The 11,947-nt window shown below is 33.0% G+C and carries 14 protein-coding genes and 1 riboswitch; of the genes, 1 reads left to right on the plus strand and 13 read right to left on the minus strand.

Features of this window, described 5'->3' with window-relative positions; translation table 11 throughout:
- Positions 1–65: 65 nt before the first annotated feature.
- Positions 66–1,925 (minus strand): phosphomethylpyrimidine synthase ThiC, encoded by a 1,860-nt coding sequence (gene thiC / locus AC2GW8_RS05770; protein WP_440881827.1) that lies wholly within the window; start codon positions 1,923–1,925, stop codon positions 66–68.
- Between the two features lie 42 nt (positions 1,926–1,967).
- Complete coding sequence (gene thiS, locus AC2GW8_RS05775) at positions 1,968–2,168, minus strand: sulfur carrier protein ThiS (protein WP_440881828.1); 201 nt, start codon at positions 2,166–2,168, stop codon at positions 1,968–1,970.
- Positions 2,169–2,229: 61 nt separating this feature from the next.
- Positions 2,230–2,324: riboswitch (TPP riboswitch) on the minus strand.
- Between the two features lie 329 nt (positions 2,325–2,653).
- On the opposite strand from thiS, the gene AC2GW8_RS05780 reads away from it, so the two are divergent.
- Positions 2,654–2,959, plus strand: coding sequence for a hypothetical protein (locus AC2GW8_RS05780; RefSeq protein WP_440881829.1), 306 nt, complete (start codon positions 2,654–2,656; stop codon positions 2,957–2,959).
- Between the two features lie 283 nt (positions 2,960–3,242).
- On the opposite strand, the gene AC2GW8_RS05785 is transcribed toward AC2GW8_RS05780, so the two are convergent.
- The 11 genes from AC2GW8_RS05785 to infA all read right to left on the minus strand — a co-directional run bounded on the left by AC2GW8_RS05785 (position 3,243) and on the right by infA (position 11,945).
- On the minus strand, positions 3,243–4,196 hold the full coding sequence (locus AC2GW8_RS05785; protein WP_440881830.1) for an arginase: 954 nt from the start codon (positions 4,194–4,196) through the stop codon (positions 3,243–3,245).
- A gap of 81 nt (positions 4,197–4,277) precedes the next feature.
- Positions 4,278–5,564: a citrate synthase gene (locus tag AC2GW8_RS05790; RefSeq protein WP_440881831.1), complete on the minus strand. Its 1,287-nt coding sequence runs from the start codon at positions 5,562–5,564 to the stop codon at positions 4,278–4,280.
- 254 nt (positions 5,565–5,818) lie between these two features.
- Positions 5,819–7,135, minus strand: coding sequence for a phosphopyruvate hydratase (eno, locus tag AC2GW8_RS05795; protein WP_440881832.1), 1,317 nt, complete (start codon positions 7,133–7,135; stop codon positions 5,819–5,821).
- A gap of 126 nt (positions 7,136–7,261) precedes the next feature.
- Positions 7,262–8,368: a glutamine-hydrolyzing carbamoyl-phosphate synthase small subunit gene (carA, locus tag AC2GW8_RS05800; RefSeq protein ID WP_440881833.1), complete on the minus strand. Its 1,107-nt coding sequence runs from the start codon at positions 8,366–8,368 to the stop codon at positions 7,262–7,264.
- A 100-nt stretch (positions 8,369–8,468) separates the two neighbouring features.
- A complete protein-coding gene (gene rplQ / locus AC2GW8_RS05805; RefSeq protein ID WP_440881834.1) occupies positions 8,469–8,951 on the minus strand; it encodes a 50S ribosomal protein L17 in 483 nt (160 codons plus the stop codon).
- A 60-nt stretch (positions 8,952–9,011) separates the two neighbouring features.
- Positions 9,012–10,004, minus strand: coding sequence for a DNA-directed RNA polymerase subunit alpha (locus AC2GW8_RS05810; RefSeq protein ID WP_440881835.1), 993 nt, complete (start codon positions 10,002–10,004; stop codon positions 9,012–9,014).
- A gap of 96 nt (positions 10,005–10,100) precedes the next feature.
- Complete coding sequence (gene rpsD, locus AC2GW8_RS05815) at positions 10,101–10,706, minus strand: 30S ribosomal protein S4 (RefSeq protein ID WP_440881836.1); 606 nt, start codon at positions 10,704–10,706, stop codon at positions 10,101–10,103.
- A gap of 107 nt (positions 10,707–10,813) precedes the next feature.
- Positions 10,814–11,200, minus strand: coding sequence for a 30S ribosomal protein S11 (rpsK, locus tag AC2GW8_RS05820; RefSeq protein WP_348704368.1), 387 nt, complete (start codon positions 11,198–11,200; stop codon positions 10,814–10,816).
- A gap of 32 nt (positions 11,201–11,232) precedes the next feature.
- Positions 11,233–11,598, minus strand: a complete 366-nt coding sequence (gene rpsM, locus AC2GW8_RS05825) for a 30S ribosomal protein S13 (RefSeq protein ID WP_440881837.1) — start codon at positions 11,596–11,598, stop codon at positions 11,233–11,235.
- Between the two features lie 2 nt (positions 11,599–11,600).
- The gene (ykgO, locus tag AC2GW8_RS05830) at positions 11,601–11,717 is read right to left on the minus strand and encodes a type B 50S ribosomal protein L36 (RefSeq protein ID WP_010181906.1); all 117 of its coding nucleotides are present in this window, start codon (positions 11,715–11,717) and stop codon (positions 11,601–11,603) included.
- 12 nt (positions 11,718–11,729) lie between these two features.
- Complete coding sequence (gene infA, locus AC2GW8_RS05835) at positions 11,730–11,945, minus strand: translation initiation factor IF-1 (protein ID WP_440881838.1); 216 nt, start codon at positions 11,943–11,945, stop codon at positions 11,730–11,732.
- Positions 11,946–11,947: the final 2 nt, after the last annotated feature.

Here is an 11,947-nt window from a genome sequence, read left to right on the forward strand (position 1 = left end):
TTTAAATTATGAATTACGAATTTAAAAATAGTAACATTCGTAATTCATAATTATAATCTTATATTCTATAGATAAACTTCCGAACCTTTTGTTTTAAATTCTTCAGACTTTTCCTTCATTCCTTCTGAAATAGCATCTTCTGCCACCAATTCTTTCTGGGCTGCATAATCACGAACTTCTTGACTTATTTTCATTGAACAGAATTTCGGTCCACACATTGAACAGAAGTGCGCTATTTTAGCTCCCTCAGCTGGTAGTGTTTCATCATGATATTCTCTTGCCAATTCTGGATCTAAACTCAAGTTAAATTGATCTTCCCAACGGAATTCAAAACGAGCTTTACTTAAGGCATCATCTCTATGCTGTGCTCCTGGATGGCCTTTTGCCAAATCAGCTGCATGTGCTGCTAATTTATAGGTAACAACCCCAGTACGCACATCATCTCTGTTTGGTAACCCTAAGTGCTCTTTCGGTGTAACATAACATAACATAGCTGTTCCGTACCATCCAATTATTGCTGCACCAATTCCTGAAGTGATATGATCATATCCTGGAGCAATATCAGTAGTTAAAGGCCCCAAAGTATAGAAAGGAGCTTCACCACAAGCTTCTAATTGCTTGTCCATATTTGCTTTGATCATATGCATAGGTACATGACCAGGTCCTTCAATAAAGCACTGAACTTCATGTTTCCATGCTATTTTCGTTAACTCTCCTAATGTTTCTAATTCTGCAAATTGAGCTTCATCATTCGCATCTGCAATACAACCGGGACGTAAACCATCTCCTAAAGAGAAAGCGACGTCGTATGATTTAAGAATTTCACAAATTTCCTCAAAATGAGTATATAGGAAACTTTCTTTGTGATGTGCCAAACACCATTTAGCCATAATAGATCCTCCACGAGAAACAATTCCTGTAATACGTTTCGCTGTCATTGGAACGTAAGCCAATCTTACTCCGGCGTGGATAGTAAAATAATCAACGCCTTGCTCAGCTTGTTCAATTAAGGTATCTCTAAAAATCTCCCATGTTAAGTCTTCTGCTACTCCGTTTACTTTTTCTAAAGCCTGGTAGATTGGGACCGTACCGATTGGTACTGGCGAATTACGAACAATCCATTCTCTAGTTTCATGAATATTTTTACCTGTAGATAAATCCATTATATTATCCGCTCCCCAACGACAAGCCCAAACAGCTTTCTCTACTTCTTCCTCAATAGATGAAGTTGTAGCCGAGTTACCAATATTCGCATTGATTTTCACCAAGAAATTTCTTCCTAAAATCATAGGCTCTGCTTCAGGGTGATTTATGTTAGAAGGTATTACTGCTCTTCCTCTTGCCACTTCTTCTCTTACAAATTCAGGTGTTATTTTTTCTGGAATGCTTGCTCCAAAATCTTGCCCTGGATGTTGTTTTGAAAGACGTGTCATTTCATCTATTCGTTGATTCTCACGAATAGCAACATATTCCATTTCGGGAGTAATAATTCCTTGTTTTGCATAATGTAACTGCGTTACATTTTTCCCTTCCTTCGCTCTTTTAGCTTTATGCTTCAGGTTAAATCGTAAGTGATCTAACTTCTTATCATTTAATCGCTCGTTACAATATTGAGAAGTAAATTCATCCAATTCTTCAACATCACCTCTATCTAAAATCCATTTTTCCCTAATCCGTTCTAATCCGTTGTGAATGTTTATCTCTTTATTCGGATCTGTATATGGCCCTGAAGTATCATAAACAGTTACAGGTTCATTTGGCATTCTTTTTTTAGTCATTGAATCCACTGTATCGTGTAATTCAATCTCTCTCATCGCCACATTAATATGCGGGTGAATTTCTCCGGGAACATAAATTTTTTTTGAATTCGGAAACGGATTTCTAGTTACACCGTCTTGCTTTGGTGCTGTATCTTTTTTCTTCATTATAAGGTTATTAGTTTTTGTCGAATTTATTTTAATAAAAAATTATCCTCCTTGCGTAGATCGGATGATTAAAATATTGTCGTTATTCTGAAGTTTATGATTACTCCAGTCATCTTTTTTAACAATATTGTTATTAATGGCAACTGCAATTCCATTATCGGAGATTTCCAATTCTCTAACCAGTCCTCTTACAGTTAAGTCTTCTGAGATTTTTTTTGTCGTTTCGTTTACTTTGATAATCATTGAATGAATATTTAAGCAAACTATAGAAGTCGAATAGGCTAAATTTGACCTATTTTCTGAGTGTAGCATCTCAACTTTTCCCTACGCTGGTATTAACCATATCAGGTTCTAAGGATATTTCTCAAACTAGCGAACTAGCTACTCCTAAAGTTTACAATTACAAATATAAATTTTTATTCAAAAAAACACATTATATTCTACTTCATTTTTCCGAATTTCGGATACAATAAAATTAATACAACCATTTGAAAAATATTCTTGAGTGGAAAATTAGTAAAATCCTTACTTACTTTTATTCTAATTTAATGGCCTCTCACACCTTAAAAAATAACAAAAACACCTTTTTTTAAAAAAAACATCCATTTTTTTTCGACTTTGGTTTGATACTTAAAAAATTGTTAATAGAGAAAATTTTCCATTCGAAATAATGTGAAATATTAAACTTAAAAACGCCAAAAATAGATAAACTATAAACCTTATTTAATATGAGTCATCAAAAAAACACTAATTTTATTATAGGAGATTGGTCTCCTTTCAAACAATTGACAGAAGAAGACAATATTGTTTGGAATGAAGTCAAAAAATCTTTTGATCATTTTGACAAACCTTATGAAGTTTCAAAAAAAATATTAGATGGAATGAAATATCGTTTTAGGTGTACTTCTAAAATCTATGGATACATCATTGTTGAAGTTAATGGTAGATTTAATAGAAACAAGATATTTGATGTTATGAATATCTCAATAAGCCAAGTCATGATATTATTAATCAACATAATTTCTATGATCTAAACGTAACTGAAATTAGCTAAGGGAATTTTAATTATACTAACATTCTAGCCAGATCCAACGTCACTTATTAAGTTTTAAATACCATTAGAAGAGGGTAAAACAAGAAAAACTTATAAAAAAATTATAACTGTTATCGTGATTTAACTAAAACTAATTTTAATTGTTTTCTGTACTAAATGTTTAAATCCTATGACTATATGGATCTAATTAAAAATAAATTGTTTGAATGGAAAATAAAATAAAAAAGACACAAGTACTTTATAGATACTTGTGCTTTTTTAATTTATAATTTTTCTATGTCTTCTGTAATAGAATTTAGAATTTGAAAAGCTGTTTTAGCCATCTTATTTCCTTTCATGTCAAGTAATGGGTTCACTTCTACAAACTCTACACAAACCACTTTTTTACTTGCTAAAAGTAATTTTATGATCTCTATTACTTCAAACTGATCAAATCCTTTTGGAACTGGAGTTCCTGTACCGTATGAAACCATGTCACAATCCATAGCATCTACATCAAAAGAAACATATAAAATATCGCATTCATTTAGTTTTTCTATCGTTTCATTCACACAAACTTCTACTCCTCTATGACGTACTTCGGCAACCATATAATTTTTTATTCCATATTTCTCAATTTGGTTGTCCTCTGGTTGCTCAGTGTCACGTACTCCAAAAAATACAATATCTTCTCCTAATACTTTTTGACCAGGAGTCGCTATGTTTTTCATTCGCTCCCAAAATTCAGCCGTTTCTCTATCAACATCATTAATTTGGCTATCGATATTATCGTCACTTATTGCGGCTGCTAATGGCATCCCGTGTATATTACCTGACGGTGAAGTATATGGTGAATGTAGATCTCCGTGAGCATCTATCCATACGACTCCAACTCTTTTAGTTGGATTCGCAGCCTTTACTCCACTAATAGTTCCCAAAGCAGAAGAATGATCTCCAGATATAACCACGGGAAATTTCCCTTCCTGCAGATTCACCTTTACATGATTTGAAAGTCGTTTACATTGATTGAAAACATTTTCTATTCGCTTAGCAAATGAGTTATTTTCTTTATTATAAATGGATTCATTTTCAGTAATTACATCTTCAAACGGATATCTATCAAAATAATTACTCTCTTCATTTATTGCAGCTATTTCGATCGCATCGATACCCATGTCAGAACCTCGAGTACCCGCACCAATATCAGATCGATTTTTAATTATCTTAATTTCCTTCATTTTTAAAATTTTAAGTTTGTAAAACTAATGAAGACAATATAATTGATTTTAATAAACAATACTTGAGTATTTAAATAACTTTTATCTTTTTTCTAAATCTACAAATGCTCTTTCGTTAGCTCCTGTATAGACTTGACGAGGTCTTCCAATAGGCTCTTTACGCAACCTCATTTCTCTCCATTGCGCTATCCAACCTGGTAAACGCCCAAGTGCAAACATTACAGTAAACATCTCCACAGGTATTCCCATCGCTCTATAAATTATACCTGAATAGAAGTCAACATTTGGGTATAATTTTCTATTCACAAAATAATCATCACTCAATGCTTCCTTTTCTAAACCTTTAGCTATGTCTAGAACAGGATCATTAACACCTAAGTCTCCAAGTACTTCATCTGCTGCCTTTTTTATAATTCTGGCTCTCGGATCGAAATTTTTATAAACACGATGTCCGAATCCCATCAAACGAAATGGATCTTCTTTATCCTTCGCTTTTGCCATGTATTTTTTAGTATCTCCTCCATCTGTTCTAATCCCCTCTAGCATCTCTAAAACAGCCTGATTAGCTCCTCCATGAAGTGGCCCCCATAAAGCAGAAATCCCTGCTGATAAAGAAGCAAATAATCCAGCATGTGAAGAACCAACTATTCTAACTGTTGATGTAGAACAATTTTGTTCATGATCAGCATGTAATATCAAAAGTTTGTCTAATGCATTTAATAATATTGGGTTTATATCATACTCATCATTTGGCTTTTGGAACATCATGGTTAGAATATTTTCAACATATCCTAATTTACGTGAACCATAGTGTAATGGCATACCGGTTTTTTTACGCATAGTCCATGCTACTAAAACAGGAAATTTACCCATTATTTTCACAATTGCATTGTACATTGCTTCTTCTGAATCCACATTTACTGAGGAAGGGTTAAATGCAGTTAATGCTGATGTTAAAGAAGATAATATACCCATAGGATGGGCATTTTTAGGAAATGCATCTATAATTTTTTTAATATCATCATCAACAATGGCATTATCTAAAATATCATTATAAAATTTGTCAAGTTGTAATTTGGTAGGTAATTCTCCAAAAATTAATAAATAAGCAACTTCTAAGAAATCTGCCTTTTCAGCTAATTCTTCGATAGAATACCCTCTATATCTTAAAATACCTTTTTCACCATCTAAAAATGTTATAGCACTTTGGCAAGAACCCGTATTCTTGAAACCTGGATCAATAGTTACTAAACCACCAGTATTACCTCTTAGGTTTTTTAAATCTATTGCAGTTTCATTTTCTGTACCTTTTACTAAAGGAAATTCATATGTGCTTTCGCCAATTTGTAATTTTGCTATATCTGACATTTTGTATCTTAGTTTTTTTATAATTGTAGTCACAGGCGAAGATACCATTTTTTATAAAATTCTGAAAGCCGTAAGAAAGAGTTTTTTACTCTAAAAAATTAGAATATTTACCAAAAAAAACAGAATGGCTCAGCAATAAAATAATTGCTATTAAAAAGTTCTATCAAAATTAAATTTTCTAGAATCACAAAAATAAAAAAACCTAGAAAAATTTTTCCTAGGTTTTAATAATATGGTTAAACTTACTAAATATTTTATTTAACAAGCTCTTCTTCGTTTTTATTGTTAATTTTAAAGGCTTTTTCTTGAGGGTAGTAAGCTACATCACCTAATTGCTCTTCAATTCGAAGTAATTGATTATACTTTGCCATCCTGTCAGAACGAGATGCAGAACCTGTCTTAATTTGTCCTGTATTTAAAGCTACAGCTAGGTCTGCAATAGTATTATCCTCTGTTTCACCAGATCTATGGCTCATTACAGATGTATATCCAGCATTATGTGCCATATTTACGGCGGCAATGGTCTCTGTTAATGTTCCTATTTGATTAACTTTTATAAGAATCGAATTAGCTATTCCATTTGAAATTCCTCTATATAACCTTTCTACATTAGTTACAAACAAATCATCACCAACTAGCTGAGCTTTTTTCCCAACTTTCTGAGTTAATAATTTCCATCCATCCCAGTCATTCTCATCCATTCCGTCCTCAATAGAAATAATTGGATATTTCTCTACCAATTCAGCTAAATAAGAAGCTTGCTCTTCTGAGGTTCTTATAGCTCCCTTATCTCCTTCAAACTTCGTGTAGTCATACTTACCATTTATGTAAAATTCAGCAGATGCACAATCTAAAGCGATCATTACTTCGTCTCCAAACTTGTATCCAGCATTTTTAGTTGCTAAAGCTATCGTTTCAATGGCATCTTCAGTACCCTCTAACGACGGAGCAAAACCTCCCTCATCGCCTACCGCTGTTGATAAATTTCTATCATGAAGAACCTTTTTTAAATTATGAAATATTTCAGAACCTATTTGCATTGCCTCAGTAAAATTCTTAGCCTTAACAGGCATTATCATAAATTCTTGAAAAGCAATTGGCGCATCCGAGTGAGAGCCACCATTAATAATATTCATCATAGGCACTGGTAAAGTATTTGCAGATACTCCACCTATATAACGATACAAAGGAAGCCCTAACTCATTAGCTGCTGCCTTCGCGGCTGCAAGCGATACTCCTAAAATCGCATTTGCTCCTAAATTAGACTTATTTTCGGTACCGTCTAAGTCGATCATGATTTTATCAATCATATTTTGTTCGAAAACAGAAACACCTAAAAGTTCTTGAGCAATTAGTGTATTTACATTTTCAACTGCTTTTAATACACCCTTCCCCATATACAAACCTCCTCCATCACGTAATTCAACAGCTTCATGTTCTCCAGTTGATGCTCCTGATGGAACTGCTGCTCTGCCAATAATTCCATTTTCTGTAGTCACATCTACCTCTACTGTAGGATTTCCTCTCGAATCAAAAATTTGACGTGCTTGAATGTTAATTATAATACTCATCCTGTTTATGTGTTAGTAATTTCAGATAGCCAATTTACAAAATACTACCCTTAATTGTTTTAATTAATAATGATTTTGCGAAAACGTTATCAAATTGAAATTCCCACTTTTTAGTGGGAACTCTTCTTATTTTGTTTTTTTAATATTTTCGATAAATTGATCGAATAAGTAATCTGCATCGTTAGGTCCAGGACTAGCCTCTGGATGATATTGGACAGAAAAAGTATTCTTATTTTTTATCTTTATTCCTGCAACTGTATTATCATTCAAATGTATATGTGTAATTTCAATATCAGTATGGGTTTCTGCTTCTTCTTTATTAACAGCAAAACCATGATTTTGAGAAGTTATTTCACCTTTACCTGTTACCAGGTTTTTCACTGGATGATTAATTCCTCTATGCCCATTATGCATTTTATAAGTTGAAATACCATTAGCCAATGCAATAACTTGGTGACCTAAGCAAATACCAAATAAAGGTAAATCCTTTTCCATAATCTTTTTGGCTGTGTTTTGTGCTTCTAACAACGGTTTTGGATCTCCAGGTCCATTAGATATGAAGTACCCATCAGGATTAAATGAACTTAAATCATCAAAACTTGAATTGTATGGATACACTTTGATATAAGCCCCTCTTTTTGCAAGATTTCTCAATATATTTTTCTTAATACCTATATCAAGTGCAGAAATTTTAATTGGTGCATCTTCTTCTCCAACAAAATAAGGTTCCTTTGTTGAAACCTTAGAAGCCAATTCTAGACCTTCCATACTTGGAACTTGTGCTAATTGTTTTTTAAGTTTTTCAATATTTTCAATTTCTGTAGAAATAATTGCATTCATAGCGCCATTATCTCTTATATAGGCTACTAGTGCTCTTGTATCAACATTTGAGATAGCAACTAAATTGTGCTTTTCAAACCAGTCTTTTAAGTTACCATCTGAATCGGGTCTAGAATGAGTAAAACTGAAATTTCTACAAATTAATCCTGCAATTTTAATACCTTCTGACTCTACTTCATGATCATTAACTCCATAATTTCCAATATGAGCGTTGGTCGTAACCATTAGTTGTCCAAAGTAAGACGGATCTGTGAAAATCTCTTGATAACCGGTCATCCCAGTATTGAAACAAATTTCACCTGTAGCAGTTCCTTCAATTCCTATAGAATTCCCATAAAAGATTGTTCCGTCAGCTAATAAAATTAGGGCTTTTTTTCTAGATTGATATTTCATTTAGTGTGTTGTAATAAATTCGCTGTAAAATTATTTAAAAAAAGGGACAAACATTAAATGTTTATCCCTTTCTTTTAATATGATATAAAAATTTTCATTTTTATTCTTCTTCTTGTGAAGGTGTTGCTTCCGTTACATCTGGTGCAGTATCTGAAACTTTCTTTCCACCTCTTCGACTTCGACGCGTAGTCTTTTTAGCCTTAGTTCCTTTTGGATTATACAATTCGTTATAATCAACTAACTCAACCATAGCCATTGGAGCATTATCTCCTTGTCTATTTCCTAATTTAATAATACGAACATAACCTCCCGGTCTATCAGCTACTTTTACTGAAACCTCCTTAAAAAGTTCTGTAACAGCGAACTTATTTCTCAAATAACTAAAAACAACACGACGATTATGAGTCGTATCTGCTTTTGATTTAGTTATTAATGGCTCAACAAATTTTCTTAACGCTTTGGCCTTGGCTTCAGTCGTATTTATTCGTTTATGCTCAATTAAAGAACATGCCATATTCGCTAACATAGACTTTCTATGCGCAGTTTTTCTTCCTAAATGGTTTATTTTTTTTCCGTGTCTCATGACATTTGGGTTTGTCTTTCATCTTGCTACAACCCTTTATGGGGAGCAAACTATGAAAGGTTAATCTCTATCTAACTTATATTTACTTAAATCCATTCCAAAATTTAATCCTTTGTTATGCACCAACTCTTCTAATTCAGTTAATGATTTTTTCCCAAAGTTTCTAAACTTCATTAAGTCACTTTTATTAAATGATACTAAATCTCCTAAAGTATCAACTTCAGCAGCTTTTAAACAATTTAAGGCACGAACCGATAAATCCATATCAACAAGCTTTGTCTTTAATAGCTGTCTCATATGTAAAGATTCCTCATCGTATGTTTCTGTTTGAGCAATTTCATCGGCTTCCAATGTAATACGCTCATCAGAGAATAACATAAAATGGTGAATCAAAATCTTTGCAGCTTCAGTTAAAGCATCTTTAGGATTAATTGATCCATCAGTATCTATGTCAAATATTAGTTTCTCATAATCTGTCTTTTGCTCTACACGAAAGTTTTCTACAGCATACTTTACATTTTTAATAGGTGTAAATATTGCATCTGTAAATATAGTGCCCAATGGAGCACCAGCTCGCTTGTTTTCTTCTGCAGGAACGAATCCACGTCCTTTTTCTATAGCCAATTCTGCATTTAACGTTACAGACTTGTCCATATTACAAATAACCAAATCAGGATTTAACACTTGAAATCCAGATATAAATTTCTGTAAATCACCAGCTTTTAACTGATCTTGTCCAGAAATAGCGATAGAAACAGTTTCTCTATCTGAGTCTTCAATTTGTTTCTTAAATCTAACTTGTTTTAGATTTAATATGATCTCTGTTACATCTTCTACAACTCCTTCAATTGTAGAAAATTCATGATCCACTCCATCTACACGTAATGAAGTAATTGCAAAACCTTCTAAAGAAGATAATAAAACTCTTCTTAAAGCATTACCAACAGTTAATCCGAAACCTGGTTCAAGTGGTCTAAATTCAAATCTACCAGTAAAATCAGTAGATTCAATCATTATTACCTTATCTGGTTTCTGAAAGTTTAAAATTGCCATATTTTTCTTCGTTTTAATTGTTATAAAGTTGCGCGATTAATAAGGTTGAAGAAATTCGAACTAATCCTTTGGCTTTATCCCAATATGTTTAATTTATTACTTAGAATATAATTCTACGATTAATTGCTCTTTAATATTTTCAGGAATTTGTAGTCTTTCTGGAACTTTGACAAAAGTACCTGCCTTTTGATCTGCATTCCAAGACAACCATTCGTAAACATTACTGTTCGATGCTAAAGCATTTTCGATTGTATCTAAGGACTTTGATTTTTCTCTTACAGCAACCACATCACCGGCGCGTAATCTGTATGATGGAATATTTACGATATTACCGTTAACAGTAATATGTCTATGAGAAACTAATTGCCTAGCACCTCTTCTAGAATTAGACATTCCTAATCTATACACAACGTTATCTAGACGCGATTCACATAACTGTAATAATACCTCACCAGTAATACCTTTAGATGAAGATGCCTTCTTAAATAAATTACTAAATTGGCGCTCCAAAATACCGTAAGTATATTTTGCTTTTTGCTTTTCGCTTAACTGAATAGCATATTCAGATTTTTTACCTCTTCTTTTTCCAGAACCGTGTTGCCCTGGAGGGTAATTTCTTTTTTCAAAACTTTTATCTTCACCAAAAATTGCTTCTCCAAATTTACGAGCAATTTTAGTTTTTGGTCCTGTATATCTTGCCATTTCTTATAAAATTAAGCAGGTACCATGAATTAAGGCTAACTCCTTCGATAGTACTATTCCTGCTAGGTTAAATTTAAATACCAGTATAAATAAAATAAACGATTTTATTATACTCTTCTCCTTTTTGGAGGACGACATCCATTATGTGGGATAGGAGTTACATCTATAATTTCTGTTACTTCTATACCAGAGTTGTGAATAGATCGTATAGCTGATTCTCTTCCATTACCTGGACCTTTAACATATACTTTAACTTTACGTAAACCAGCTTCTTTTGCGACAGATGCGCAATCTTCTGCAGCTAATTGCGCTGCATAAGGTGTGTTCTTTTTTGATCCTCTGAACCCCATTTTACCGGCAGATGACCAAGAGATTACATCTCCCTTTTTATTTGTTAAAGATATAATGATATTGTTAAATGATGCAGTTACGTGAGCTTCTCCAACTGATTCTATAACAACTTTACGTTTTTTTGTTACTTTAGACTTTGCCATAATTCATTACTATTAGTAAAAATAATTAGAAATTATTTTTTCTTGTTAGCTACAGTTTTTCTCTTACCTTTTCTTGTACGAGAGTTATTTTTAGTTCTCTGGCCTCTTAAAGGTAAACCTAATCTGTGGCGTATACCCCTTTGACAACCTATGTCCATTAAACGTTTAATGCTTAATTGAACCTCTGAGCGTAATTCCCCCTCAATTGTGTAAGTTCCAACTTGTTCACGAATTGCTGCAATTTGGTCGTCTGTCCAGTCTTGAACTTTGATACCTTCGTCTATTTTTGCATTTGCTAATACTTCTTTAGCTCTGCTTCTTCCTATACCAAAGATGTATGTTAAAGCGATAACGCCTCTCTTATTCTTTGGAATATCAATACCTGCGATTCTTGCCATAACTACCCTTGTCTTTGTTTAAATCTAGGATTCTTTTTATTTATTACGTATAATCTGCCTTTTCTGCGAACAATTTTGCAGTCGGCGCTTCTTTTCTTTAGTGATGCTCTTACTTTCATCAGTTTTGTTTTTTAATATCTGAATGTAATTCTTGCCTTAGATAAATCATAAGGACTCATTTCAAGCTTAACCTTATCTCCTGGTAATATTTTAATATAATGCATTCTCATTTTACCTGAAATGTGTGCCGTTACAATATGACCATTTTCTAATTCTACCCTGAACATAGCATTAGATAAAGCCTCTGTTATAGTTCCATCCTGTTGGATTGCTGCTTGTTTAGCCATAT

The organism is Tenacibaculum profundi, from assembly GCF_057162725.1.